General features: G+C 68.4%; 22 protein-coding genes. 10 read left to right on the top strand and 12 right to left on the bottom strand.

Annotation, left to right across the window (positions count from 1 at the left end; translation table 11 throughout):
• Positions 1-93 precede the first annotated feature (93 nt).
• Positions 94-1,596, top strand: a complete 1,503-nt coding sequence (gene lysS / locus CJ010_RS09225) for a lysine--tRNA ligase (RefSeq protein WP_141017758.1) — start codon at positions 94-96, stop codon at positions 1,594-1,596.
• A 74-nt stretch (positions 1,597-1,670) separates the two neighbouring features.
• On the opposite strand, the gene CJ010_RS09220 is transcribed toward lysS, so the two are convergent.
• From CJ010_RS09220 to ald, 3 genes are all read right to left on the bottom strand, one after another.
• A complete protein-coding gene (locus CJ010_RS09220; RefSeq protein WP_141017757.1) occupies positions 1,671-2,267 on the bottom strand; it encodes a Yip1 family protein in 597 nt (198 codons plus the stop codon).
• 188 nt (positions 2,268-2,455) lie between these two features.
• Complete coding sequence (locus tag CJ010_RS09215) at positions 2,456-2,821, bottom strand: diacylglycerol kinase (RefSeq protein WP_141017756.1); 366 nt, start codon at positions 2,819-2,821, stop codon at positions 2,456-2,458.
• Positions 2,822-2,833: 12 nt separating this feature from the next.
• Positions 2,834-3,922, bottom strand: a complete 1,089-nt coding sequence (gene ald / locus CJ010_RS09210; protein WP_141017755.1) for an alanine dehydrogenase — start codon at positions 3,920-3,922, stop codon at positions 2,834-2,836.
• A 201-nt stretch (positions 3,923-4,123) separates the two neighbouring features.
• Between ald and CJ010_RS09205 the strand changes: the two genes are divergently transcribed.
• The 5 genes from CJ010_RS09205 to CJ010_RS09185 all read left to right on the top strand — a co-directional run bounded on the left by CJ010_RS09205 (position 4,124) and on the right by CJ010_RS09185 (position 12,375).
• A complete protein-coding gene (locus CJ010_RS09205; protein ID WP_240794540.1) occupies positions 4,124-6,967 on the top strand; it encodes an ExeM/NucH family extracellular endonuclease in 2,844 nt (947 codons plus the stop codon).
• A gap of 120 nt (positions 6,968-7,087) precedes the next feature.
• A complete protein-coding gene (locus CJ010_RS09200) occupies positions 7,088-9,085 on the top strand; it encodes a bifunctional UDP-sugar hydrolase/5'-nucleotidase (RefSeq protein WP_141017754.1) in 1,998 nt (665 codons plus the stop codon).
• Between the two features lie 75 nt (positions 9,086-9,160).
• On the top strand, positions 9,161-11,071 hold the full coding sequence (gene mnmC / locus CJ010_RS09195) for a bifunctional tRNA (5-methylaminomethyl-2-thiouridine)(34)-methyltransferase MnmD/FAD-dependent 5-carboxymethylaminomethyl-2-thiouridine(34) oxidoreductase MnmC (RefSeq protein WP_141020634.1): 1,911 nt from the start codon (positions 9,161-9,163) through the stop codon (positions 11,069-11,071).
• 51 nt (positions 11,072-11,122) lie between these two features.
• On the top strand, positions 11,123-12,061 hold the full coding sequence (locus tag CJ010_RS09190) for a sodium-dependent bicarbonate transport family permease (protein WP_141017753.1): 939 nt from the start codon (positions 11,123-11,125) through the stop codon (positions 12,059-12,061).
• Positions 12,062-12,063: 2 nt separating this feature from the next.
• Positions 12,064-12,375 carry a P-II family nitrogen regulator gene (locus tag CJ010_RS09185; RefSeq protein WP_141017752.1) on the top strand — a complete coding sequence of 104 codons (312 nt, stop codon included), beginning with the start codon at positions 12,064-12,066 and terminating at the stop codon, positions 12,373-12,375.
• Between the two features lie 76 nt (positions 12,376-12,451).
• On the opposite strand, the gene gltX is transcribed toward CJ010_RS09185, so the two are convergent.
• A complete protein-coding gene (gene gltX / locus CJ010_RS09180; protein WP_141017751.1) occupies positions 12,452-13,852 on the bottom strand; it encodes a glutamate--tRNA ligase in 1,401 nt (466 codons plus the stop codon).
• 94 nt (positions 13,853-13,946) lie between these two features.
• On the opposite strand from gltX, the gene CJ010_RS09175 reads away from it, so the two are divergent.
• From CJ010_RS09175 to CJ010_RS09165, 3 genes are all read left to right on the top strand, one after another.
• Complete coding sequence (locus CJ010_RS09175) at positions 13,947-14,360, top strand: MerR family transcriptional regulator (RefSeq protein WP_141017750.1); 414 nt, start codon at positions 13,947-13,949, stop codon at positions 14,358-14,360.
• Positions 14,361-14,418: 58 nt separating this feature from the next.
• The gene (locus tag CJ010_RS09170; protein WP_141017749.1) at positions 14,419-15,000 is read left to right on the top strand and encodes an NAD(P)H-dependent oxidoreductase; all 582 of its coding nucleotides are present in this window, start codon (positions 14,419-14,421) and stop codon (positions 14,998-15,000) included.
• 179 nt (positions 15,001-15,179) lie between these two features.
• Positions 15,180-17,762: a bifunctional diguanylate cyclase/phosphodiesterase gene (locus CJ010_RS09165; protein WP_141017748.1), complete on the top strand. Its 2,583-nt coding sequence runs from the start codon at positions 15,180-15,182 to the stop codon at positions 17,760-17,762.
• On the opposite strand, the gene ggt is transcribed toward CJ010_RS09165, so the two are convergent.
• From ggt to CJ010_RS09125, 8 genes are all read right to left on the bottom strand, one after another.
• Entirely contained in the window at positions 17,756-19,495 is a 1,740-nt protein-coding gene (ggt, locus tag CJ010_RS09160) for a gamma-glutamyltransferase (RefSeq protein ID WP_240794539.1), read from the bottom strand. The genes CJ010_RS09165 and ggt overlap by 7 nt on opposite strands.
• Positions 19,496-19,503: 8 nt before the next feature.
• Positions 19,504-20,769 carry a 6-phosphofructokinase gene (locus CJ010_RS09155; RefSeq protein ID WP_141017747.1) on the bottom strand — a complete coding sequence of 422 codons (1,266 nt, stop codon included), beginning with the start codon at positions 20,767-20,769 and terminating at the stop codon, positions 19,504-19,506.
• A gap of 205 nt (positions 20,770-20,974) precedes the next feature.
• The gene (adk, locus tag CJ010_RS09150; RefSeq protein ID WP_141017746.1) at positions 20,975-21,628 is read right to left on the bottom strand and encodes an adenylate kinase; all 654 of its coding nucleotides are present in this window, start codon (positions 21,626-21,628) and stop codon (positions 20,975-20,977) included.
• 133 nt (positions 21,629-21,761) lie between these two features.
• Positions 21,762-22,568, bottom strand: a complete 807-nt coding sequence (gene kdsB, locus CJ010_RS09145; protein WP_240794538.1) for a 3-deoxy-manno-octulosonate cytidylyltransferase — start codon at positions 22,566-22,568, stop codon at positions 21,762-21,764.
• On the bottom strand, positions 22,555-22,743 hold the full coding sequence (locus CJ010_RS09140; protein WP_141017745.1) for a Trm112 family protein: 189 nt from the start codon (positions 22,741-22,743) through the stop codon (positions 22,555-22,557). Before CJ010_RS09140 ends, kdsB begins: the two co-directional genes overlap by 14 nt.
• Entirely contained in the window at positions 22,724-23,731 is a 1,008-nt protein-coding gene (gene lpxK / locus CJ010_RS09135) for a tetraacyldisaccharide 4'-kinase (protein WP_141017744.1), read from the bottom strand. The genes CJ010_RS09140 and lpxK overlap by 20 nt, the downstream gene beginning before the upstream one ends.
• A 28-nt stretch (positions 23,732-23,759) precedes the next feature.
• The gene (locus tag CJ010_RS09130) at positions 23,760-24,182 is read right to left on the bottom strand and encodes a biopolymer transporter ExbD (protein ID WP_141017743.1); all 423 of its coding nucleotides are present in this window, start codon (positions 24,180-24,182) and stop codon (positions 23,760-23,762) included.
• A gap of 11 nt (positions 24,183-24,193) precedes the next feature.
• Positions 24,194-24,802: a MotA/TolQ/ExbB proton channel family protein gene (locus tag CJ010_RS09125; RefSeq protein WP_141017742.1), complete on the bottom strand. Its 609-nt coding sequence runs from the start codon at positions 24,800-24,802 to the stop codon at positions 24,194-24,196.
• A 313-nt stretch (positions 24,803-25,115) separates the two neighbouring features.
• Here CJ010_RS09125 and xseA point away from each other — a divergent pair, with 313 nt between their 5' ends.
• Entirely contained in the window at positions 25,116-26,489 is a 1,374-nt protein-coding gene (gene xseA / locus CJ010_RS09120; RefSeq protein ID WP_205754921.1) for an exodeoxyribonuclease VII large subunit, read from the top strand.
• The last annotated feature ends 102 nt before the right edge of the window (positions 26,490-26,591 follow it).

Here is a 26,591-nt window from a genome sequence, read left to right as displayed (position 1 = left end):
CCCCGGAAATCTGCGCCGTTTCATGCAACTCCGATTTGCTCGACGGTGGCGCGCCTGCGACAATTGCGGCCTTGATCACAGTGCTGATGAATCATGTCCGACCAGAACGCTACACAAGCCCCCCAGGACGAAAACCACATCATCGCCGAGCGCCGCGAAAAACTGGCGCAGTGGCGCGCCAGCGGCCGTGCCTTTCCCAACGACTTCTCGCGTGAGAACACCGCGGGCAAGCTCGACGAACTCTACGGCGAGAAAGAACCGGAAGAACTCGAAGGCATCGCCGTCGAGGTCAGGGTGGCTGGCCGCGTCATGCTCAAGCGCGTAATGGGCAAGGCCAGCTTCATCACCATCCAGGACCTTTCCGGCCGCATCCAGCTCTACGTCCAGCGCGACGGCGTGGGCGAGGACGTGTACGCGGACTTCAAGCACTGGGACATCGGCGACATCGTCGGCTGCGTCGGCACCCTGTTCAAGACCAAGACCGGCGAACTCACCGTCAAGGCCAGCGAGATCCGCCTGCTCACCAAGAGCCTGCGTCCGCTGCCGGACAAGTTCCACGGCCTCACCGACGTCGAGCAGAAGTACCGCCAGCGCTATCTCGACCTGATCATGAGCGAGCAGACCCGCTTCACCTTCGTGGCGCGCAGCCGCATGGTGCAGTCGATCCGCAACTACATGGTCAATCACGGTTTCCTCGAGGTCGAGACGCCGATGATGCACCCCATCCCCGGCGGCGCCGCGGCCAAGCCCTTCGTCACCCACCACAATGCGCTCGACATGGAACTCTTCCTGCGCATCGCGCCGGAGCTCTACCTCAAGCGCCTGGTGGTCGGTGGCTTCGAGAAGGTGTTCGAGGTCAACCGCAACTTCCGCAATGAAGGTCTGTCGCCGCGTCACAACCCCGAATTCACCATGATGGAGTTCTACGAGGCCTACGCGGACTACAAGAGCCTGATGAACTTCACCGAAGGCCTCATCCGCCAGGCCGCGCGCGAGGCGCTGGGTGCCGAGAGCTTCGTCTACCAGGGCCGCGAGCTCGACCTCTCCAAGCCCTTCCACCGCCTGACCATCGTCGAGGCGATCCGCAAATACCACCCGGGCTTCTCCGAAGCCCAGCTGGCCGACGCGGAATGGGTCAAGGAAAAGATCCAGGCCTTTGGCGAAAAGGTGAAGCCGGGCGGCCTCGGCAGCCTGCAGCTGCAACTCTTCGAAGCCTGCGCCGAAGCCGAGCTGTGGGAGCCGACCTTCATCATCGACTACCCGGTGGAGGTCTCGCCGCTCGCCCGCGCCTCCGACAGCAACCCGGAAATCACCGAGCGCTTCGAACTCTTCATCGTCGGCCGCGAAATCGCCAACGGCTTCTCCGAGCTCAACGATCCGGAAGACCAGGCCGCGCGCTTCATGGCCCAGGCCCAGGCCAAGGAAGCCGGCGACGAGGAAGCCATGTATTTCGACGCCGACTACATCCGCGCGCTCGAATTCGGCCTGCCGCCCACCGGCGGCTGCGGCATCGGCATCGACCGCCTGGTGATGCTGCTGACCGACAGCCCGTCGATCCGCGACGTCATCCTTTTCCCGCAGATGCGACCCGAGTAAGCATCACCGATCCGCGGACACGCCAAAACCCGCCGGGCCGTCTGGCCGGGCGGGTTTTTCTTCGCTCTATGCCTTCAGCGCAGGCCGAGGATCATGCTCAAGGCGAGGGCCAGCACTACCATCAGCGCCGCCCAGGCAATCACGCCGGCCATCAGCACGAAGGTGCCCATCACCCGCGCCTTGCTCCTGTCTTCCATCTGGAAGAGCGGCAACACGCCGTGGTAGATGAGCGCCGCCGACGCCACCCAGGCCACCGCCACCACCAGGCCGCCGAACCACACCGACGGCACGAACAGGGCCAGCGCCGACAGCCATAACGGGGTCGGTGCCACCGCGGCCAGCATGAAGGCCTCGTGGTAGGCAGGCTTGACGTCGACCACGTCACCCATCTGCTGAATGATGGAAGCCATCAGCGGCACCATCAGCAGTTGCGCCAGATAGAAGGCGATCACCACCGCCAGCGCTTCCATCGCGGTGATCTGGGGTACCAGCGCGGGAAAGACCGCGCCCGGCGTCACCACCATCGAATAGACGAACATCGCCGGCGGAATCAGCGACATCGGCATGACGTAAAGGGAAAACAGCTTGGCGACCGAGGGGTGGATGCGGACCAATTCCGGCCAGCCTTCGGAGTACGAGTAGAACATCTTGGGCAGATCGTGGAGCGTCATGACGACCTCCTCTGTTGCCGATTGCTCCCCGTGCTTGTTTTTGTAGGAGTGCCGGATGCCCGCCCGCACCCCGGAGGCATCGCCTTCGCGCTCAGGCCACGCCCCTTGTCGATAGGCAGGGCTTCCGGCAATCGGGTAGACCGACTACCCCGGCAAGAGTGCCCGAAATCGGCAAACAGTCCGACGACTCAGCGCAGGCAGAAAGCGACGGCAACCGCCAGCGCGACCAGACTGGCAAGCAGCACCGCGGCGGCGGCGATGTCCTTGACCACACGGATCTCCGGATGGCGCTCCGGATGCAGATGATCGGCCAGGGTCTCCAGCGCGGTGTTCACCAGCTCGGCCACCAGCACCAACCCGATCGCCAGCAGGCCGATCGCCCACCACAGTGCGGGCGGCCGGGTCAGTACCAGCACCAGCAGCACGCCCACGGCCGCCAGCGCCTGGGTCCGCAGGCTGCGTTCGCGGATCAACGCAGTCCGCAGGCCGTTCGCGGCAAAGCCGAGCCGGCGCAACAGCCCCTGCCCCTTCCGCGCCTCCCGTTCCACCGGCATCGCCCTGTACCTTCAAACCAGGCCGAGCGCCTGCGCGACGGCGGTACAGGTAACCTTGCCCTCGTGGATATTCACGCCGTTGCGCAGGTTCGCATCGTCGGCCACCGCCTGCCGCCAGCCCTTGTCGGCCAGCGCCAGGACGAAAGGCAGCGTGGCGTGGTTGAGTGCAAAGGTCGACGTGCGCGGCACCGCACCCGGCATGTTGGCCACGCAGTAATGCACCACGCCATCAACTACGAACGTCGGATCCGTGTGGGTAGTCGGGTGGCTGGTCTCGAAGCAGCCTCCCTGGTCGATGGCGACATCCACCAGCACCGAGCCCGGCCGCATCCGTGCCAGCCAGCTCGCCGGCACCAGCCGCGGCGTGGCGGCACCCGCCACCAGCACCGCACCGATGACCAGATCGGCATCGAGCACCAGCGCCTCGATGTCGCTCGCGGTGGCGGCCTGGGTGCGGATGCGGTTGCCGAACTCGGCATCGAGCCGGCGCAAGCGTTCGATCGAGCGGTTCACCACCGTCACCCGCGCGCCCAAGCCCACCGCCATCCGGGTCGCGTTGTAGCCGACCACGCCGCCGCCGAGCACCACCACCTTGGCCGGCGCCACGCCGGGCACGCCGCCCAGCAGCAGGCCCGCGCCACCGCTGGGCTTTTCCAGGCAGGCCGCGCCGACCTGGATGGACATGCGCCCGGCCACCTCGCTCATTGGCGCAAGCAAGGGCAGGCCATCGCGGCCGTCGGTCACGGTTTCGTAGGCGATCGCGGTAACGCCGGCATCGAGCAATGCGCGCGCCTGCACCGGGTCGGCAGCGAGATGCAGATAGGTGAAGATCACCTGGCCGGCCCGCAGGCGGGCACACTCGCCGGGCTGCGGCTCCTTGACCTTGACGATCAGCTCCGCGCGCGCATAGACCTCGTCGGCAGTCGCCGCGACGGTCGCGCCGGAGGCAGCGTAGGCCTCGTCGCCCAGCCCGATGCCCGCTCCTGCGTCGTGCTCGACCAGTACCTGGTGGCCATGGGCGATCAGCTCCTGCACGCTCGCCGGGGTCAGGCCCACACGGTACTCGTTGTTCTTGATTTCCCTGGGTACGCCGACAAGCATGATGTTTCGCTCCTGCAGGAAGGAAAGACCGCTCGCATCGCCATCGTGCGCCGGGGCGCAGCCGAGATCAACCCGTCGCACAGCCTGCCGCCATCCGCTCAGGCTACACTCGCGCCCCTTGCCGCCTCCCTCGCCAGCCGGCTTCAAGAAGCCGCAACAGTCGGCCCCTACGCTGCCGGCATCCATACCGAGGGAATAAACATGATGCCCGCCACCCCAGCACTTCGCCCCACTGTCGTTGCGCTCCTCCTGGCAAGCCTGCAGCTGACCGCCGGCCCGGCAGGCGCTGCGCCGACCGAGCTGTTCTTCTCCGAATACGTGGAAGGCAGCGCCAACAACAAGGCGCTGGAGATCTACAACGGCACCAGCGCACCGATCGACCTCGCCGCCGGCGGCTACGTCGTGCAGATGTACTTCAACGGCGGAAGCAGCGCCGGCCTCAGCATCCCGCTCGTCGGCACCGTGGCCGCGGGCGAAGTCTTCGTGCTGGCGCAGGCCGCCGCCGATCCCGCCGTCCTCGCGCGGGCCGACCACACCAACACCAACGGCTGGTACAACGGCGACGACGCGGTGGTGCTGCGCAAGGGCGGCACCGACGGCAGCATCATCGACGTGATCGGCCGGATCGGCAGCGACCCCGGCGCCGAGTGGGGCAGCGCGCTGGCCAGCACCGCCGACAACACGCTGCGCCGCAAGGCGGCCATCGATCGCGGCGACACCGTGGCGGACGACGCGTTCGATCCGGCGCTCGAATGGGACGGCTATGCCACCAACACCTTCGACGGCCTCGGCAGCCACCTCGCCACGCCGGGTGACGGCAGTGGCGACGGAGGCACCGGCAATGGCGGCGGTGGCAACGCCTGCAGCGGCGCCTACACGGCCATCGGCCAGATCCAGGGGCACGGCGCCACGGCAGCCGTGACCGGCACGGTGACGACCCGCGGTGTGGTGGTCGGCGACTACGAACTCCCCGCCGGCGGCAGCCAGCTGCGCGGCTTCTACATCCAGGACCCGGTCGGCGACGGCGACCCGGATACCTCGGACGGCCTCTTCGTCTACAACGGCGGCAAGGACAGCGTCGCCCTCGGCGACCTCGTCCAGGTGGCGGGCACCGCCGGCGAATTCCAGGGCCAGACTCAGGTCAGCGCGACTGCCATCACCCGCTGCGGCACCGGCACGGTGAGCCCGACCGACATTCATCTGCCGCTCGCTGGCGCGGACGTGCTGGAACGCTACGAAGGCATGCTGGTGCGCCTGCCGCAGACGCTGTACGTGACGGAGCACTACCAGCTCGGCCGCTTCGGCCAGGTGGTGCTCTCCAGCGGCGACCGTCTGCCCCAGCCCACCGCGGTGGTCGCGCCGGGCGCCGCGGCGCTAGCCCGCCAGGCCGAGAACGACCTCAACCGCATCATCCTCGACGACGCCGACAATACCCAGAACCCCGACCCCGTCCGCTTCGGCCGCGACGGTGCGCCGCTGTCGGCCGTCAATACCCTGCGCGGCGGCGACAGCGCCAGCAATATCGTCGGCGTGCTGACCTGGGGCTGGTCGGGCAACAGCGCCAGCGGCAACGCCTGGCGCGTCCGTCCGGAGAACGCGCTCGGCGGCAACGCACAATTCGGCGCCACCAACCCGCGCCCGGCGGCACCGGACACCATCGGCGGCAGGCTCAGGGTGGCCAGCGTCAACCTGCTCAACTACTTCAACACCTTCGACGGCCTGCCCGACGAGGTGGACAACTGCCGCTACGGCCTGGGCGGCGGCGCCACCGACTGCCGCGGTGCCGACGACGCACCGGAGTTCGAACGCCAGGCGGCCAAGACCGTGGCCGCCATCCTCGGGCTGGACGCCGATATCGTCGGCCTGATGGAAGTGGAGAACGACGGCTACGGCGCGCAGAGTGCGATCGCCGACCTCGTCGCCCGCCTCAACGCCGCGGCCGGCCCCGGCCGCTATGCCTACATCGACGCCGACGCCATGACCGGCAAGACCAACGTGCTCGGTACCGACGCCATCAAGACCGGCCTGATCTACCAGCCGCCGCGGGTGAGCCCGCTCGGCACTGCCGTACTCGACCGCGCGGCCTTCGGCCTCTACACCACCGTGAGCGAAGGCACCATAGGCCGCAACCGGCCGGCGCTGGCACAGAGCTTCCGCGCCGCCGACGGCGGCCGCTTCACGGTGGTGGTGAATCACCTCAAGTCCAAGAGTTCGTCCTGCGCCGGCAACATCGCCCCGGTGCCGTCCGACCCTGACATCGGCGACGGCCAGGGCGACTGCAACCAGACCCGCAGCCAGGCCGCGCGCGAACTGGCCGCCTGGCTCGCCACCGATCCGACCGGCGCCGGAGACAAGGACGTGCTCATCATCGGCGACCTCAACGCCTACGCCCAGGAAGACCCGGTGACCGCGCTGACCGGCGCCGGCTACACCGACCTCGTCGCCCGCGACCTCGGCAGCGCCGCCTACAGCTACGTGTTCGACGGCCAGTGGGGCTACCTCGACCATGCGCTGGCCTCGCCCTCGCTGGCGCGGCAGGTGAGCGGCGTCGCCGGGTGGCACATCAACGCCGACGAACCGGGCGCGCTCGATTACAACACCAACTTCAAGAGCGCCGCGCAGATCGCAGGCTACTACGCCGCCGACGCCTTCCGCGCCTCCGACCACGACCCGGTGGTGGTCGGCCTCGACCTCGACGGCGAGGCGCCGGTGCTGCAGCTCGCTGCCACACCCGACGTGCTGTGGCCGGCGAATCACCAGTATGTCGACGTGGCGGTGACGGTGGACGTGCGCGACAACCGCGATCCGGCGCCGGCGGTGAAGCTGGTGTCGGTAAGCTCGAACGAGCCCGACCAGGGCATCGGCGACGGCCACAGCGCGAACGACATCGTGGTCGTCGACGAGCGCAACTTCCGTCTGCGTGCCGAACGCGCCGGCACCGGCAGCGGCCGCATCTACACCCTCACCTACCGGGCAACGGACTACGCCGGCAACGTCGGCACCGCCAGCGTCGGGGTGCGCGTACCGCACGCAGCGGACAAGTAAGCACCGACGGTGACCGATGTCACGCTGTGGCAGCCCGCTTCACGCGGCTGCCGCGGCAGCGTCACCGCAATGCAAAATGCAACTGGCAGGGTGATGGCTCCCCGCCCCCGGAGATTTTCCATGCATTTCCAGATCAAGACCCTCGCCCTGCTGGTCGGCCTTGCCTGTACGCAGCCGCTCTTCGCCGCCGAATGCGGCGGCAAGGTCGGCTTCGGCGAGGCCGCCGGCCGCGTGCTCACCCAGGTGGACAACCGCGCCGTCGGCGAGAACTGCTTCAACGACCTCATCGTCGACACCGATGCCGAAGGCGCCAACTACGGCAACCATGGCGAATTCGTCAGTGGTTTCGGCGCGCTCGCCCGCGACTGGCGCAGCAAGGGCCTCGTCAGCGAACGCGAGTACGGCGAACTGATGAGCGCGGCAGCGCGCTCCAACGTCGGCAAGACGCTCAAGCTGCGCGTCATCGCCTTCAACGACTTCCACGGCAACATCGACGGCGCCGCCCTCACGCTGTCGAGCAGCGCCGACGGCTTCTCCGGCGTGCGTGCCGGCGGCGTCGATTACCTCGCCGGCCTGGTGAAGCAGCTGCGCGCTTCCGCCCCCAACAGCGTGGTGGTATCGGCCGGCGACCTGATCGGCGCCAGTCCGCTCAATTCGGCGCTGTTCCACGACGAGCCCGCCATCGAAACCATGAACCGGCTCGGGCTCGACTTCAATGCGGTCGGCAACCACGAGTTCGACGAGGGCAAGGACGAGTTGCTGCGCATGAAGGCCGGCGGCTGCCACCCGACCGACGCCAATTCCTGCCAGGGCAACGCGGTCGGCACGCCCTACCCCTTCGAGGGCGCTGCCTTCGACTTCCTCGCCGCCAACGTCACCGACGGCACCACCGGCAAGACTGTCTTCCCGGCCTACGGTATCAAAGAATACAAAGGCATCCGCGTCGCCTTCATCGGCATGACGCTGAAAGGCACGCCGTCCATCGTCACGCCCGGCGGCATCGTCGGGCTGCAGTTCGGCGACGAGGCCGACACGGTCAATGCGCTCATCGGCAAGCTCAAGGACGATGGCGTGAACGCGGTCGTAGTGCTGGTGCACGAGGGCGGCTACGCCAGCGGCGGCATCAACGGCTGCAACGGCATTTCCGGCCCCATCGCCGACATCGTCCAGCGGCTGGACGACGCGGTGGACCTGGTCGTCTCCGGCCACACCCACGCCGCCTACAACTGCACGCTGCCCAATCGCAACGGCCGCAGCATCCCGGTGACCAGCGCCGGCTCCTACGGCCGGCTCCTCACCCGCATCGACCTGGTGCTGGACACCCGGCGCCGCGACGTCATCGCCGCCCGCGCCACGAACCTCGTAGTCGATCGCAACAACGCGCTCGGCGCCGCCGAACCCATCGTGCCGGACGCCGCCATCGCCGGCATCGTCGCCAACTACAACGCGCTCAGCGGCCCGATCGCCAACCGGGTGATCGGCAGCATCACCGCCACGCTCAGCCGCAGCGCCAACGCCGCCGGCGAATCGGTGCTGGGCGACGTGATCGCCGACGGCCAGTTGCTGGCGACCGCGCCGGCGGACAAGGGCGGCGCGGTCGTGGCCTTCATGAACCCGGGCGGCATCCGCGCCGACTTCACCTACGCCGGCAGCAGCGCCGGCGAAGGCGACGGCCAGGTGACCTACGGCGAGGCCTTCACCGTGCAACCCTTCGGCAACAGCCTGGTGGTGAAGACCTTGAGCGGCCAGCAGATCCACGACCTGCTCAACCAGCAGTGGGCGGTGGGCCAGTCGGCCAGCGGCCGCATCCTGCAGGTATCGGAAGGGTTCAGCTACAAGCACACCTTCACCCCCGGCGTCAGCCCGCTGGGCGGTAACTACCTGTGCGACGGCTCGGTCATGCTCAATGGCACCCCGATCGACAAGGCGGCCCCCTACCGGGTGACGATGAACTCTTTCCTCGCCACCGGCGGCGACAACTTCAGCGTGTTCAACCTCGGCACCGACCAGCTCGGCGGCGACGTGGACCTCGACGCGCTGGCCGCCTGGTTCGCGGTACGCGCGCCGGCCGCACCGACGCCGCTCGATCGCATCCAGAAAGTCGCGAGCTGCAACTAGGCGGGCACCACCATGGCGGACGGCAGGGCCGCCCGCTACCTGTGGCGCGGCGGGCGCGTTACCATGGCGCCCGCCATGCCCATCACCCCAGCCAGCCTCAGCTTTGCCGACGACGGCACCCCGTTTTCCGCCACCTACGACGACGTTTACCACTCGAGCGATGGCGGTCTCGGCCAGGCCCACCACGTCTTTCTCGCCGGCAATGGCCTGCCGGCGCGCTGGCGTGGACGCGAACGCTTCGTCATCGTCGAGACCGGTTTCGGCCTCGGCCTCAACTTCCTCGCCACCTGGGCCGCCTGGCGCGCCGATCCGCAGCGCAGCGCACGCCTGCACTTCGTGTCCTGCGAACTCCACCCCTTCCGCGTGGACGATCTCGTCCGCCTGCATGCGCGCTGGCCGGAATTTGCCCCGCTTGCCGCCGAACTGCAGGCGCAGTGGCCCTGCCTCGCGCCCGGCGTGCATCGCCTGCACCTGGACGATGGGCGGGTCTGCCTGACGCTGTGGTTAGGCGATGCGCGCGACGGCCTCGCCCAGCTCGACGCACGCGCCGACGCCTTCCTGCTCGACGGCTTCTCGCCGGCTAAGAACCCGGAGCTGTGGTCGGCGCGCATCTTCCACCTGCTCGCCCGGCTGGCCGCACCCGGCGCCACCCTGGCCACCTGGTCGGTGGCCGGCGAGGTGCGCGAAGGGCTGCGCCGCGCCGGCTTCGAGGTCGAGAAGGCGCCCGGCTTCGGCGGCAAGCGGCAGATGCTGCGCGGCCGCTACCTCGGCCGCGAGCCGGCGGTGGCGACCGACGCCGCATCGGCGCGCCAGGCGCTGGTGATCGGCGCCGGTGTCGCCGGCACGTCAGTCGCCGAACGTCTCGCCGCGCGCGGCTGGACGGTGGATGTGATCGACGCCGCCGACGGCCCCGGCCGGGGCGCCTCCGGCAATCACGCCGGCGTGCTGCGCCCGCTCCCCAGCCTCGACGACAACCGCATGGGCCGGCTGACCCGCGCCGGCAGCCTCTACGGCTGGCGCCACATCCGGCGCCTGCAGGCACGCGGCTTCGCAGTCCGCGCCGAGCCCTGCGGCGTGCTGCATCTCGCCCGCGACGCTGCGCAGGAGGCGAAGATGCGGGCGGTGGTCGAGCGCCTGCAACTGCCCGCTCACCATCTGCGTTTCGTCACCGCCGCGCAAGCCGGCGAGCTTGGCGGCTGGCCGGTGCCGCTCGGCGGCTGGTGGTTCGGCGACAGCGGCTGGGTGCAGCCGCCCAGCCTGTGCGCGGCCAACCTCGCCGCCGGCGGCGAGCGCATCCGCACGCACTGGAATGCCCGGGTGCGGCTGGCGCGCGCGGACGATCTCTGGCAGGCCGTCGATGAGCACGGCGCGGTCGTCGCTGCGGCGCCGGTCGCCATCCTCGCCGCCGGCACCGGCATCGCCGGCTTCCCGCTCGCCGCGGCACTGCCGGTGGTGAGCGCGCGCGGCCAGGTCAGCCTGCTGCCCGCCGACGCCGGCAGCCCGCCCAGGGTGGTGATGTGCCGCATGGGCTACGTCAGCCCGGCGGTCGATGGCCTGCGCTGCGCCGGCGCCACCTTCGACGTCGATGACGACGACGGCACGCTGCGCGAGGGCGACCACCGCGAGAACCTGGACAAGCTCGAAGCCATGCTGCCCGGCTATACCGCCGGGTTGGATGCGGCCCGGCTCGCCGGCCGTGTCGGCTTCCGCCCGGCCTCGCCCGACCGCCTGCCGCTGGTCGGTGCGGTGCCGGCGATTGACCATCTCGACAAACCCTGCAAGCTCGACGACATCCCCCGCCAGCCGGGGCTGTACGCACTCTCCGGCTTCGGCGCGCGCGGCCTGGTGTGGGCGGCGCTGGCGGCCGAGACGCTGGCCAGCCGGCTCGACGGGGAACCTTTGCCGGTCGAACGCGATCTGGTGGAGGCCGTCGATCCCGCCCGTTTCCTGCTCCGTCCGGTGCGCATGCCGCGCACCGAGGAATGAGCGCGCTCAGCCCGCGGCCACGGCACTTTTCCTCCTGACAAGACCAACGATATGGATGCGATTCCGCTCTTCTTCCTGCTCGGCTTCGCCGCGCGCCTTGCCCGTTCCGACCTCAAGCTGCCGGGCCAGCTCTACGAGGCCCTGTCGATCTACCTGCTGCTGGCGATCGGCCTCAAGGGCGGCATGGAACTGGCCAAACAGGACCCGCTGCAGGTGGCGCCCCAGGCGCTGGCGGTGCTGGCGCTGGGCGCGCTGATTCCGCTGGTGGCCTTCCCCATCCTGCACAAGCTCGGCCGACTCGACCGCTACAACGCCGCCGCCATCGCCGGCCATTACGGTTCGGTGAGCGTGGTCACCTTCGCGGTCGGGGTCGATTACCTCACCGCGCGCAGCATCCCCTACGAAGCCTACCTGCCGCTCTTCCTGGTGCTGCTGGAGATGCCCGGCATCGCGGTCGGCATCCTGCTCGCCCGCCTCGGCGGCGACCTGCGCAGCGTGCGCTGGGGGCCGCTGCTGCACGAGATCTTCCTCGGCAAAAGCATGGTGCTGCTGGCCGGCGGCCTGCTGATCGGCTGGGTGGCCGGGCCCAAGGGCCTGGTGCCGCTGGAGCCCTTCTTCTTCACCCTGTTCAAGGGCGTGCTCTGCCTCTTCCTGCTCGAAATGGGCCTGGTCGCCGCCGGCCAGGCCGGCGCCCTGCGCACCAGCGGCGCCTTCCTGGTCGGTTTCGCGGTGGCAATGCCGGTGGTGGCCGCAGTCATCGGCAGCGTGGTCGGCCTCGCCATCGGCCTGTCGGCCGGCGGTACGCTGCTGCTGGCGACGCTGGCGGCGAGCGCCTCCTACATCGCCGCGCCGGCGGCGATGCGGATCGCCGTGCCCGAGGCCAACCCCGGCCTGTCGATCACCGCGGCGCTGGTGATCACCTTCCCCTTCAACATCCTGCTCGGGATTCCGCTCTACGAGCGCATCGTGAGCTTTGTCCACGGGAGCTGACCATGCCCAACACCCATCCCTGCAAACTGGTGGTGATCATCGCCGAAGAGGCCCTCGAAGGCCCGCTGGAAAAGGACGTGATGACGCTCGGCGCCCACGGCTACACGGTGAGCGACGTGCGCGGCCACGGCAGCCACGGCGACCGCCAGGGCATCTGGGACGCCGACCGCAGCATACGCATGGAGATCCTGTGCGATGCGGCGACCGCGCTGGCGATCACCACCCACGTCGAGGAGAAATACTTCCGCCACTACGCGATGGTGGCCTATGTGGCCGACGTCGGCGTGCTGCGGCCGCAGAAGTTCGTGCGCTGAAAACGGCGCGGCGCCGGCCCCGCGCAAGGCGGGACGGGCGCCGCGAGTCACCGGCCGGATCGGCCGGCGGACGGGCTCAGAGGTGGTGCGCCAGGCGCGACAGCACGCGCTCGCGGCCCAGCACTTCGACCACCGCGTCGATGGACGGCGTCTGCGGCACGCCGAGCAGCGCCACCCGCAGCGGAATCGCCACCTGCGGCATCTTGAGGCCGTGCTCGGCCATGGTGTCCTTGATCGCCTGGTTGATCGCCGCCTTGTCCCAGTTTGCCGCCTCGAAGCGGGCGCGCAGGCTGGCGAGCGCGGCGCGCGCGGTTTCGGTGAGGTGCTGGCCGATCACCTCGGGCGCGGCATGCACTTCGACGCAGAAGAGTTCGGCCGCATCGGCCAGCTCGTTGAGATTGCCGGCGCGGTCCTTGTACAGCGCCACCACCGCTTCCAGCGCCGGGCCGGCCTCCGGATTCACGCCGCGGCGGGCAAGCCGGCTGGCGACTTCGGCCGCCAGGTAGGCGTTGTCGGCCTGCTTGATGTAGTGGGCGTTCAGCCAGTTGAGCTTCTCGGTGTTGAACTGCGCGGCCGAGGGCGTGATGTGGTCGAGGTCGAACCACTCGACGAATTGCTGACGGCTGAATATCTCGTCGTCGCCGTGGCTCCAGCCGAGGCGCGCGAGATAGTTGATGACCGCTTCCGGCAGATAGCCCTCGTCGTCGTACTGCATCACGCTCACCGCGCCGTGGCGCTTGGAGAGCTTGGTGCCGTCGTCGCCGAGGATCATCGACAGGTGGGCGTACTGCGGCACGGTGGCGCCGAGCGCCTGCAGCACGTTGATCTGGCGCGGGGTGTTGTTCACATGATCGTCGCCGCGGATGACCTGGGTGATGCCCATGTCCCAGTCGTCCACCACCACGCAGAAGTTGTAGGTCGGCGTACCGTCGGCGCGGGCGATGATGAAGTCGTCGAGTTCCGTGTTGGCGATCTCGATGCGGCCCTTCACAAGGTCGTCCCAGGCCACCACGCCGGTGGTCGGGTTCTTGAAGCGCACCACCGGCTGCACGCCGGCCGGCGGCGTCGGCAGCGTCTTGCCGGCTTCGGGGCGCCAGCGGCCGTCGTAGCGCGGCTTCTCCTTCCTCGCTTCCTGCTCGGCGCGCAGCGCGTCGAGTTCTTCCTTCGACGTGTAGCAGTGGTAGGCGGTGCCGGCGGCGAGCATCTGCCGGATCACTTCCTTGTAGCGATCCATGCGCTGCATCTGGTAGAACGGGCCCTCGTCGTGCTCCAGGCCCAGCCACTTCATGCCGTCCAGGATGGCCTGCACCGCTTCCGGGGTGGAGCGGGCGACGTCGGTATCCTCGATGCGCAGGATGAAGCTGCCGCCGTGGCGGCGGGCATAGGCCCAGGAGAACAGCGCCGTGCGGGCACCGCCGATGTGGAGGTAGCCGGTGGGGCTGGGCGCGAAACGGGTACGGACTTGGTTGGCGGCCATCGTGGGACTCGGAATGCGGACAAATCGGAAGGCGCGATTCTAAGCGATCGGCGCCACCTTGCGGCGCAGCAGGCGCCGCGCAAGAGGATTGCAGATGTATATCGGAGAAATCGCCCGACGGACCGGCGCCTCGCCCAAGGCGATCCGCCACTACGAGGCCCTCGGCCTGCTCGGCACGGTGGGGCGCAGCGGCAGCTACCGGGTGTATTCGGAACTGGATGTAGCGCAGGTCGAGCTCATCCGTCAGGCGCAGGCGCTGGGCTTTCGCCTGGCCGAGTTGCAGCCGCTGGTCGCCGGCGGCGGCGAACCGGACTGGCCAGTGCTGTGCCGGCTGATCGAAGCCAGGCGCGCCGCGATCACGGCCGAAATCGAACGCCTGCGCGCGCTCGACCTGCGACTCGACGCAGTACATGCGGAAATCCGCGCCTGCCTCGCCAGCACTGCGACCGTCGCCGCGTCACACTGCGAAGCGGCCCGCGCCGCACTGCCGGAAGACGCCCCCGCTTGACTCTGCCCCCAAGGGCAAGCTCTAGCCTGTTCGCCCTTTCCAGCATGGAGCGAAGACGATGGGCAAACGCATCCTGGTGATACTCGGGCATCCCTCGCACGAAAGCCTGTGCGGCGCGCTCACCGATGCCTATGCCGAAGCCGCTCAAGCGGCGGGGCACGAGGTCACGCTGCTGCGCCTGGGCGAACTCGATTTCGATCCCAGTCTGCACGAGGGCTACAACCGCATCCAGGCGCTCGAAGCCGATCTGGTGAAAGTGCAGGCCGCCATCCGGTGGGCCGAACACATCGCCTTCGTCTTCCCGGTGTGGTGGGGCAGCGTGCCGGCGGTACTCAAAGGCATGCTGGACCGCGTTTTCCTGCCCGGTTTCGCCTTCCAGTACCGGACGGGGGCGCTGTTTCCGGAACCGTTGCTGAAGGGCCGCAGTGCCGACCTCGTGGTGAGCATGGATACCCCGCCCTGGTATTTCCGCTGGATATACCGCATGCCGGCGGTGCACCAGATGCGCAAGACCACACTGGAATTCTGCGGCATCCGGCCAGTGCGGACCCTGCTGCTGGGCCCGGTGAAAGGTGCCGCGCCGCAGCGCCGCGAAGCCTGGCTGGCCAAGGCGCGCGCGCTGGCCGGACGCATCCGCTAGCCGCCGGCACCGGCGCCCCTGCCCTGTCGCACGGCTGCAATCTCCACGACTCCGTGACACCTGCCACATCCGCCGAAGGCCTGTGCGCCCCGCCCGCCGTCGATTCTTGATCTAGCGCAAATGCCTAAATTGGGCAGTCAGTATCGTTCCGGGCTGTTTACCCCGACACCTCCGCCACCATGAACCTCAAGGCCTTCATCATTGCCACGTCGGCCGCCGTCGGCATCATCTTTGCCGGTGGCAGCTGGTGGGCGATCAGCTCGGCGTTCGAACAGGCCTTCAGCACCCACGCCCGCGATCAGGCGCGCGAAGCCGCCCGCGTCAGCTTTGCGGCGATGTACGGGATCATGAGCCAGGGCTGGACGCGCGCGCAGGCCGAACGCTTTCTCGACGGCATCCACGCCGGCAGCAGCGAATCCGGCCTGAAGGTGGCGATCTACCGCGGCGCCGCGGTCGAGGCCCGCTACGGCAGCATCGCCCAGCCTGTTCCCGACGCGCTGGTGGATGCCGCCCTGCGCCACGGCGAAGCCGCCGACCGGCTGGCAGACGGCGTGTTCCGCAGTGCGATTCCGCTGAAGGCCGAGGCGCGCTGCCTCGGCTGCCACGACAACGCCGGCGTGGGCGAGGTGCTGGGCGCGATCGAGGTCAGCCAGCCCTATGCCCAGGTGCTGCAGCATGCGCGCTCGGCCTTCTATCTGAGCGCCCTGCCCAGCCTGCTGCTGGGCCTGCTGCTCGCCGGCACCGCGGTGTGGTGGGTCGGCCGCCTGATCTCGCGCAGCGTCAGCGAGGTCGAACGCAGCCTCGATTCGATCAACAAGGTGTCGGACCTGCGCCACCTCACTCCCGGCAAGCACCGCCACAGCTTCAGCGAGATCGAGCGGGTGCACGAGGCCATCGGCGGGCTTGCCGGCCGGCTGCGCACCATCGCGGTGGACAAGGACATCCTGCTGTTCGAGATCGGCCTGCTCGAGAAATTCGTCATCACCTCGGAAGTGATCCGCGACTGGCGCGCCTATGTCGGCAGGCTGCTGGAGGACATCAACACCATCATCGACGCCCATGTGCTGTTCTCGGTGTTCCAGATCGACGACGAACTCTTCGACGTCGAGATCTTCTGGCATGTGCAGCCGGGCGCCGCGACCCGCGCGCAGATCGAGGGCGTGGTGCGCGACACCCTGCGCGACGACCCGCGCTTCTCCGATCCCGCCCTGCTCAACATCCATCACCACTATCCGGCAAAGCCGGCAACCGAGCCGGTGGATGCGGTGGCGCTGACGCTGCGGGTGAAGTCCTTCTTCGTCGACCGCCCCAAGATCGGCAGCATCGTCGGCATCGGCGTGCAGTCGGCCGGCGCGGTGGACCAGACCCACAACCTGGTGCTCGACTCCATCCTGTCGACCCTGCTGAACGTGGTCGGCTCGATCAAGGCCATCCACAAATACACCCGCGACCTCGAGTACTACGCCACTCGCGATCCGCTCACCGACCTCTACAACCAGCGCGTGTTCTGGGAACTGCTCGACTACGAGATCGACCGCAGCCGGCGCCACGACAGCCGCGCCACCCTGCTGCTGATCGACCTCGACAACTTCAAGCTGATCAACGACCACTACGGCCACGCCACCGGCGACCGCTTCCTCCAGCAGTTCGCGCGCAGCATGCAGGGCGCGCTGCGCGGCGGTGACATCCTGGCCCGCTACGGCGGCGACGAGTTCGTCGTGATCCTGCCCGAAACCGAGCTGGAACAAGGCCATGCGATCGCACGCCGGGTGCTGGACGTGACCCGCGACATCGCCCTCGACGTGCCGGACAACGATCCGATCCGGGGCACGGTGTCGATCGGCCTGGCGGTCTATCCCGACCACGCCACCGCCGGCAAGGATCTCTTCCTCTTCGCCGACAACATGATGTACCGCGCCAAGGCCGAGGGTAAGGAACGGGTGGTGGTGCCGACCGAGGAGGACGTGATGGCGGTGTTCCGCGACGTCTCCGAGATGAGCCTGGCGGTGCTCAACGCCGTCAACGAGCGCCGCATCATCCCCTTCTTCCAGCCCATCATGCGGGTGGAGGACGGCCGCATCGCGGCGGTGGAAGTGCTGTCGCGGCTGGAGGTGAACGGCCAGTTGCTGCGCGCCGACCAGTTCATCGAGATCGCCGAGAAGATGGGCGTGATCCACCGTCTGGACGCCATCGTCATCGAAGCGGCCCTCGCCAGGGTGCGCGAGAGCGACTTCGACGGCCACATCTTCTTCAACCTGTCGCCGCGCGCGCTGGTGCTGGCGGAATTCGCCCGCACGCTACGCACCATCGTCGCCGCCTCCGGCATCGCCCCCGAGCGCATCGTGTTCGAGATCACCGAACGCGACACGGTGAAGAACCTGTCGCTGCTGGAACGCTTCATCTGCGACCTCAAGGCCGAGGGCTTCCGGCTGGCGATCGACGACTTCGGATCCGGCTTCTCGTCTTTCCACTACCTGCGCCGCTTCCCCTTCGACTTCCTCAAGATCGAAGGCGACTTCATCGCCAACATGATCAACAGCGAACGCGACCAGATCTTCGTGCAGAGCATCACCGAGCTGTCGCGCGCGCTCAACATCCAGGTGATCGCCGAGTTCGTGGAGTCGGCCGAGGTGCTCGACATGCTGCACGACTTCGGCATCGACTACGCGCAGGGCTACCACATCGGCCGGCCGGACCGTCAGATCGCGGCGCACCGCCCCGCGGCTGCCGCACCCGGCCGCGGGGTGGTGACGATTCAGTAACCCGCCGCCTTGCCCTCGCGGCGCGGATCGGCTGCGCCCACCCAGGCATCGCCTTCGCGCACGATCAGGCTGGTACCGCTGGTCAGTTCGCGCAGCACCGTTTCGTGGCCGAAGAGCCCCAGGCGCCGGGCCAGTTCGCGTCCGGCAGGCCCGTCCTCCACCTCGGTCGGCCCGTTGCGGCTGCCGGCATGCGGGCGTGCCAGCACCGCGTCCGGCGGCAACTGCCAGGCGAGCAGGCCGACCAGCGTCGCCGCGACGTAGTTGATGATGGCGCTGCCGCCGGGCGACCCCAGCACCGCATGCAATCGGCCGTCCGGTGCAAGCACCAGGGTAGGCGCCATCGAGCTCAAGGGCCGCTTGCCGGGGCCAACACGGTTGGGATGCTTACCGCGTGCATCCTCCGGCCGGAACGAAAAATCGGTGAGCTGGTTGTTGAGCAGCAGGCCATGCACCATGCGCCGGCTGCCGAAGGCGTTCTCGATCGACGCGGTCAGCGCCACCGCATTGCCGTCCGCATCGACCACAGAAACATGCGTGGTGGCCGGCAGTTCGGGGCTTATCGCCGCCGTCGCCGGTGGCGCGGACACCGGCACCCCCGGCTGTGCAAAGCCCATGCTCGCATCCAGCGCGATGCCATCCGCGCGCGCGGTCAGATAGCGCCGATCCAGCAGCCGCGCCGGACTCAGCGGCATGGCTGGCGGATCGCCGTACCAAGCATCGCGGTCGGCATAGGCCAGGCGGCCCGCCTCGGCAAACAAGTGTGTGGTAAAGGCGGAATCCGGATCGAGCGCCGGCAGGTCGAAGCGCTCCAGCATGCCGAGCAGGGCCAGCACGCTGGCGCCACCGGCGCTCGGCGGCGGCATGCCGCATACCGTCCAGTGGCGATAGGCGCCGCACAGGGGGCGCCGCTCGATCACCCTATATCCGGCAAGATCCGTTTCCGCCAGCTTGCCGGCGGCCGGCTCGCGCCGGACTGCGGCGACGATGTCGCGCGCGATCCCGCCACGGTAGAAGACGTCGGCGCCTTGCTCCGCGACCATGTGGAGCAGTTCGGCAAGCGGCGGATTGCGCAACGTCGCGCCGACCGCGAGCGGCCTGCCATGCGCATCGTAAAAGCGCTCCCGCGCCTCGGCATCGCTCGCCAGGAAGGGATCGCGCGCGATCAGGGCATGCAGCCGGGGGGAGACCGGAAAGCCCTCGCCCGCCAGCCGGATGGCGGCCTCGAACAGCCGCCGCCAAGGCAGCCGGCCATGCCGTCGATGCACCTCGCCGAGCAGTTTCGGCAAGCCGGGCACGCCGACCGCACGCCCCCCGACCACGGCGTCGAAGAAGCCCATGGCTTGTCCGTCCGGGCGCAGGAACCAGCGTTCGTCGACTTCAGCCGGTGCCGTCTCGCGGCCATCCCAGGCGCTGATGCGACGCGATGCGGCATCGAAATTCAGCAGGAAACCGCCACCACCCAAGCCGGCGGACTGCGGTTCGACCACGTTCAGCACCAAGGCTGCCGCGATCACCGCATCGACCGCGCTGCCGCCTTCGGCCAGTACGGCGACGGCGGCATCGGTGGCGTGCGGGTTGGCCGTGACGACCATCGCGCGCGGCGCACGGACCGCCGGCCTGGCCTCGAATCCGGTCGCACCTTCCGGCTGCGGCGGCAACCCGGCGGCATGCGCCCCCCAGGCGCCCGCGCACAGGGCCGCGAACGCCAGCCGGCCGAAGGCGCGCATCGACATGCCGCAGTTCAGCCGGTCCAGGCCGGCAGCTGCCGGGGCAGCGAAGTCCAGGCCAGACGCAGGTAGTCCGGCAGGCCCGCGCGCGTCTCCACCTCGACTTCACCTTCGAGCAGCGGTGCGAGATAGGCCTTGGCCTCCGCGGTGACATGCAGGCCGTCCGCGCGGATGAAACGTGCCGGCACGCGCCGCTCCAGATTGGCCACCTCTGCCACATCGATCGGCTGCACGTCCCAGCGGTAAGGCTGGTCGGCCAGCCGCCGGATGCCGGGCATCACGCCATCGAGACCGGCCAGCGCGTACATCACCCCGGCCCGCCCCACCGCCTTCGCCTGTGCCACGTCAGTGGCCGAACGCCAGTGTCCGGCCGCGCGCTGCAGGTAATCGGGAATCGCCCAGTGGTGCTTGTAAGCCAGCCTCGCTTCGACCAGCCGGGCAATGCACTGGCCGGCGCCGCCGAGTTGGACATGGCCGAGCGCATCATGCGACTGCTCCATCACCAGGCTGCCGTCGGCGCGGCGTATGCCCTCGGCCACGGTCACCGCGCAGTAGCCCAGGCGCTCCACCACAGCCTGCACCCGCGCGAGGAAGGTGGCCTCGTCGAACGGCACCTCGGGAAGCAGCACGATGTGCGGCGGCTCGTCCTCGCCACGCGCGGCAAGCGCGGTAGCCGCAGCCAGCCAGCCCGCATTGCGCCCCATCACCTCCATGACGAAGACGCGGCCGCGACGGCTGGACATCGCGGCCAGATCCAGGCCGGATTCGAGCATGGAGGTGGTAAGGTACTTTGCCGCCGAACCGAAACCGGGTGAACAGTCGGTGCCTTCCAGATCGTTGTCCACCGTCTTGGGCACGCCGATGCAGCGCAAGGGGTAGCCGCGCGCGCGCGCCGCCGCGGACAGGCGCGCCACCGTGTCCATCGAACCGTTGCCGCCGTTGTAAAGGAAAGCACCGATGCGATGCGCGGCAAACACCGCAAACAGGCGGTCGTACTGGGCGGGATTGCGCTCCATCGGATCGAGATCGAAGCGGCAGGAGCCAAAGGCCCCGCCCGGCGTGCGTGCCAGCCGTGCCAGTTCGTCGGCGGACAGGGCCGCGGTATCGAACAGGTTCTCATCGAGTACGCCGAGGATGCCGTGGCGGGCGGCCAGCACGGTACCGATCTCGTCCGGGTGCTCGCGCGCAGCCTCGATCACGCCTGCAGCGGTGGCATTGATGACGGCAGTGACACCGCCCGATTGCGCGTAGAGAAGATTGAAAGCGGCGTTGGAAGTCATCGGTATCGGTGTGCGGCGATTCGACATGGCGGCACGAAGGCCGCTTCATACCTGCAAAGACAAACGCGGCCGGCACCGGGTTCGGCACCGACCGCGTTCTGAGCGCGAAAAACGACTGCCACGCTTGCCACTACATGGCGGCGCTGCCCCCCGAGGGGGCGTTTTCTGTCTTGGGGTGGCCCGGCGACAAAAAAACGCGCGCTGCTTACTTGAGGGCGTCGAAGGCGCGTGCGGTGATCGCGTCGACCGCACCGAGGCCGGAGATCTTGCGCACCTTGGGCGCCTTGGCGTCGCCGGACGCAGCCCAGCTGCTGTAGTACTCGACCAGCGGCTTGGTCTGGGCGTGATAGACGTCGAGGCGCTTCTTGACGGTTTCTTCCTTGTCGTCGTCGCGCTGCACCAGGTCTTCACCGGTGACATCGTCCTTGCCTTCGATCTTGGGCGGGTTGTACTTGACGTGGTAGGTACGGCCCGAAGAGAGGTGGGCACGGCGGCCGCTCATGCGCTCGACGATCTCGCTGTCGGGCACGTCGATCTCGAGCACGAAGTCGATCGGCACACCGGCATCCTTCATCGCGTCGGCCTGCGGAATGGTGCGCGGGAAGCCGTCGAACATGTAGCCGGACTTGCAATCGTCCTGCTGCAGGCGATCCTTCACCAGGCCGATGATGATTTCGTCGGAAACCAGGCCGCCGGCATCCATCACCTTCTTCGCCTCGATACCCAGCGGCGTGCCGGCCTTGACCGCGGCGCGCAGCATGTCACCGGTGGAGATCTGCGGAATGCCGAATTTCTCCTTGATGAAGTTCGCTTGCGTGCCCTTGCCCGCTCCCGGCGGTCCCAACAGAATCAGTCGCATACACCCTCCCGATATTTCGGCCGTTACTGCGCGGCCTGACTTTATGAACTAAAAGGCCGAAACTTAACCGAGTCGCCGGGTGTGGTCAAACAATGGACTACCCGATGTCGGCTTTGCGACAGGCACCGCCGGCTCAGCCCGCCATCGCGGTGAAAACGGCCCGCACCCGCTCCAGATCTTCCGGCGTATCCACACCGGCTGCCGGTGCCGCATCGAGGCTGAGCACCCGGATGCGGTAGCCGTGCCACATCGCGCGCAACTGCTCCAGCGCCTCCCACTGCTCGATCGGCGCCGGCGTCAGCTCCGCATAGCGCCGCAGGAAGCTGACGCGGTATGCATAGAGCCCGACGTGGCGCAGCACCGGCATGCCGGACGGAATCGCTACACGGCCGCCCGCATCGGCCCAGGCGTCGCGTGCCCAGGGAATCGGCGCGCGCGAAAAGTACAGCGCGCGGCGCCTGGCGTCGCACACCACCTTGACCACGTTGGGATTGAAGACATCGCCCGCGTCGTGGATCGGGTGCGCCGCGGTGGCGATCGCGGCCTCCGGATCGTCGGCCAGCTCTTGTGCCACCGCGGTGATGATGCTGACGTCGATCAGCGGCTCGTCGCCCTGCACGTTGACCACGATGTCCTCGTCCCGCCACCCCAGCAGGCCAGCCACTTCGGCAAGGCGATCGGTACCGCTAGGATGGTCGGACCGGGTCATCACGACCCGCCCGCCGGCCGCCTCGACCGCCTCGCGCACGCCGTCGTGATCGGTTGCGACCCAGACCTCGTCCGCGCCGGCAGCGCAGGCCTGCTCCAGCACACGAACGATCATCGGCTTGCCGGCAATGTCGGCGAGCGGCTTGCCCGGCAGGCGGCTGGAGGCGAAGCGCGCCGGGATGACAATGCGAAACCCCTTGCCCATGACGGCGTGCGCGTCAGCGCAGGGCATCCACTTCTTCAGCGCTCATGGTGCGCGCCTCTTCTTCCAGCATCACCGGGATGCCGTCACGAATCGGGAAGGCCAGGCGGTCGGCCTTGCACACCAGTTCGCGCTTGTCCTTCAGGTAATCCAGCGGCCCCTTGCAGATCGGGCAGACGAGAATTTCAAGCAGGCGGGCGTCCATTGTTCAGTTTCTCCAGGATGCGTTCGGCGGCACCCGAACCGATTTCGGCCTGCACCGGGAACTCCCAGGTGTCGGCCGGCGCGAAAGGCGCGCATTTTACCGCATCCTTGCTGGTCATCAGCTTCGGTTCTCCGGGCGCGAAATCGAGGTCGGCCGCCGTGAAACGGTGATGATCGGGGAAGGGATGCGGCACCACGTCCAGCCCCATGGCCATGAGCTGATCGAAAAAGCGTTCGGGCCGGCCTATCCCGGCGATCGCATGCACGCGGCGACCGACGAAGGCCGCAGCGTCACAGCGGTCGGCCGGCGTGGCGAGCCTCCTGAACAGGCTGCCGGACAAATGCATGGCAAAGGTCGGTGCCGGCCAGACGGCACCCCGTGCCGAACGAGCGTCGCCGTGGAGCAGCACGACATCGACCGCCTTCAACCGGGACACCGGTTCGCGCAAGGGGCCGGCCGGCAGCAGCCAGCGATTGCCGAGCGTGGCCGGATCGACCACCGCCACTTCGACATCGCGTGCCAGCCGGTAATGCTGCATGCCGTCGTCGGAGACGATGACGTCACACTCGGGATGCCGGTCCAGCAGGGCCCGTGCCACCCGCGGACGGTCGCGGCCGACGAAGACCGGGCAGCCGGTGAGGCGGGCAAGCAGCACAGGCTCGTCGCCGAACACCGCGGGATCGCCGTCCGCCGGCACCGAGGCGAACTCGTCCACCGTACCGCCATGGCCCCGGCTGACAACGCCGGGCTGCCAGCCTGACGCTTTCAACCGCGCGACCAGCCAATCGACCGTGGGGGTCTTGCCGCTGCCGCCGACGGCGATGTTGCCGACGACGATGACCGGCACCGGCAAGCGTACCGCGCGCAACAGGCCGATCCGATAGAACCCGCGTCGCAGCCCGGCAAGCAGGCCGAACAGCAGGGAAACCGGGAACAGCAGCCAAGCGCGCGCGCCACGTTCGCGCCAGAACGCCGGGGCGGAGGGCATCTGCCCGCGCTCGGCCATCGTCGCTGCCTCAGTTCGCCGGCGTCTGGGTGGCGAAGGTGATGTGGGCGAGCCCCGCCCGCTGCGCGGCCTGCATGACATCGACCACGCTCTGGTGGGCAGTCTTGGCATCCGCGCTGACGACCACGACGGGTTCTGCACCGCTGCCCGGCATGGCTTTGCCGAGCGCCGCCGCGATCGCGTCTATGCCTTTGCCGCCGACCGGCTGGCGATTGACCAGCACGTCGCCCGCGGCGGTCACTGCCACCGCGATCTCGTTGGGAACGGTGTCGCTGCTTTCCGTCGCGGAGGTCGGCAGGTTGATTTCCAGCCCGGACACCTTGGAGAAGGTGGTGGTCAGCATCAGGAAGATCACGATGACCAGCAACACGTCGATGAACGGGATCAGGTTGATCTCCGGCTCCTCGCTACGGGCGCCCCGCCTGAAATTCATGGACATCGCCCTCAACCGCGCCGGTCGCCCTGGGCGACCTCGACCAGCTTGATCGCCTGCTGCTCCATGTCGATGACGAAATCGTCGATCAGGCGGCGGAAATGGCGCCAGAAAATCATCGTTGGAATGGCGATGACGAGGCCGAAACCGGTGGCATAGAGAGCAACGGAGATACCGTGCGCGAGTTGGGCCGCGTTGGCACCACCAACGCCCTGCGAGGCGAAGATCTCGATCATGCCGATGACGGTGCCGAACAGGCCCAGCAAGGGCGCCACCGAAGCGATGGTGCCCAGGGTGGTGAGGAAACGTTCCAGCTCGTGCACCACGGCGCGGCCGGTTTCTTCGATCGCCTCCTTCATCACCTCGCGCGTGCTGCCGATGTTGCGCAGACCGGCAGCCAGGACCCGACCGAGCGGGGAATGGGCTGCGACGCGGCCGATCATCTCGCTGGATGCGCCGTGATTGCGCAGGTCGGTCAGCACCTTGTCCAGCAGGCCGGCCGGCACGACGCGGGCGCGACGCAGGGAAATGGAGCGCTCGATGATCAGTGCCACTGCAATGACCGACGCCAGCAACAAGGGCCAGATCGGCCAACCGGCAGCCTGGATGATCTCGAACACGCGCACACTCCCCGGTAAAAAGCGGCACTCTAGCGCCCGGAATCGGACACGGCAAGCCCGCAACGCCATCGTCATCAGAGAGGCGGGATGGCCGCAGCAATCCACAAAAGCTGTGGATAAGTTTGTGGACTGATTCGGGATGTTGCCCCAAACCCTTGTCGCCACAAGCCTTCCCTTGCTCCGCTGAAAAAAGAGGCAACAAATTAAATCTTTTTAAAACAGATACTTATTAAATCCACCTAATCGGATCAAGGACTTGCGCTGTTCGGCTTGACAGGGCTTCGGCCCTGTGGATTGCGCTACAATCCGGGCCATGAATTTCACCGACCCGACGCCGGAAAAAACGCCGCTATCCCTGTCCGCTCAAGTGCTTACGGTGTCGGCCCTGAACCGTCTCGCGCGCGAGGTGCTGGAGTCCTCGATTCCCTTGCTGTGGGTCGCCGGCGAAATTTCCAACCTCACCCGGGCCGCGTCCGGGCACCTGTACTTCACCCTCAAGGACGAGCAGGCGCAGGTGCGTTGCGCGATGTGGCGCAACCGCGCGCAGCTGCTGGCCTTCCGCCCCGAAAACGGCATGCGGGTGGAAGCCCGCGCCCTGGTCACGCTGTACGAGGTCCGGGGCGACTACCAGCTCGGGATCGAGGCGCTGCGACCGGCCGGCATCGGCAACCTGTTCGAAGCCTTCACCCGCCTGAAGGAAAAACTCGCTGCCGAGGGGCTGTTCGACCCGCTGCTCAAGCGTCCGCTGCCGCCCTTCCCGCGCGGCATAGGCATCGTCACCTCGCCGGCCGCCGCCGCCCTCCGCGACGTGCTGGCAACGCTCAGGCGGCGCGCACCGCAACTGCCGGTCGTGCTTTATCCGGCGCCGGTACAGGGCCAGGACGCCGCCGCCAAACTGGCGATCGCACTCGAACAGGCGGGGAAACGTGCCGATCGTGACGGCATCGACCTCATCCTGCTGGTTCGCGGCGGCGGCAGCATCGAGGACCTGCAGGCCTTCAACGACGAGGCGCTGGCGCGCACCATCCGCTGCAGCCCGATACCGGTGGTGAGCGGGGTCGGCCACGAAACCGACTTCACCATCGCCGACTTTGCCGCCGACCTGCGCGCGGCGACGCCGACCGGTGCCGCCGAGCTCGCCAGCGCAGGCTTTCACGCCGCACAGGACCGCCTCGCCACGGCCGGGCACCGCCTCACCCACGCGCTGCGGCGACGCCTGGAGAGCGCAGCACAAAGGGTGGACCGCGCCGCACTGCAGCTCGTCCATCCGCGCCAGCGACTGCAGCGCGCCCGTGCCGACATCGATGCGCTATCGAGACGCCTGCGCACCGCCATGACGCAGCAGCTGCAGCGCGCCCGGCACGCCCACGGACGCCTCGAACTCCGGCTCGCGACCCGCCGCCCCGACCTTGCACGCGAACGCGACCGCCAACGGCAGCTGGCCCTTCGGCTGACGCGGGCTGCCGACCTCTGGCTGCACCATCGTCACCAGCAACTCGACACGCTGCGCGCCCATCTCCAGCACCTCGCGCCCGAAGCGGTGCTTGCTCGCGGCTACAGCATCGCGCGCGATGCCACCGGGAGCATCCTGCGCTCGACTGCGGCGGTGCAGGTCGGCGATGCAGTCAGCGTGCAACTGGCCGACGGCACCCTGCACACGCAGGTCAACCGAACCACGCCGGATTGAGGCGCCAGACACGCAAGCGCCGGGCGGCTTGCGCTCGCGCCGGCCGTCCGCGCGTAGCGGGATATGCATTTGCAGTCGCCGCGGTTTCCGAAAACCCCGGAT

Source organism: Azoarcus sp. DD4 (assembly GCF_006496635.1).
In the GTDB taxonomy this organism is placed as follows: domain Bacteria; phylum Pseudomonadota; class Gammaproteobacteria; order Burkholderiales; family Rhodocyclaceae; genus Azoarcus.
This window is presented reverse-complemented; position numbering and strand designations above follow the sequence as displayed.